Source organism: Streptococcus suis (assembly GCF_002964045.1).
Classification (GTDB): domain Bacteria; phylum Bacillota; class Bacilli; order Lactobacillales; family Streptococcaceae; genus Streptococcus; species Streptococcus suis_U.
Genome location: NZ_POPB01000571.1, coordinates 1 through 319 on the forward strand (window position 1 = coordinate 1; position 319 = coordinate 319).

Consider the following 319-nt stretch of genomic DNA (forward strand, 5'->3'; position numbering starts at 1 on the left):
ACCAAGATAGATGCTATCGTTACCCGTTTTTTCTGCCCATAGGAAAGTGCCGAAATCGGCCAATTACGAAACGGATACAGACCACATACTTTCAAGATATGGTGAACTCGGTGTTCAATTTCTTCTTCTGTCACCCCTCGCATGCGCAAACCAAGAGCAACCTCATCAAAGATCATCGTTTGGCTAATCATTTGGTTGGGATTCTGAAGAACATAACCAATCCGTTCTGCTCGCTCTTTGACAGAATCTTCTTTGATCGACTGCCCCTTCCAGAGAATCTCACCCTCACCCTGAATAAAACCACAAAGCACCTTGGCCA

Annotated in this window: 1 protein-coding gene; it reads right to left on the reverse strand. The window is 45.1% G+C overall.

Annotated elements, in window-relative coordinates:
* A partial coding sequence (locus tag C1E99_RS12770) for an ABC transporter ATP-binding protein (RefSeq protein WP_153060258.1) occupies window positions 1-319 on the reverse strand: 319 nt, incomplete at both ends.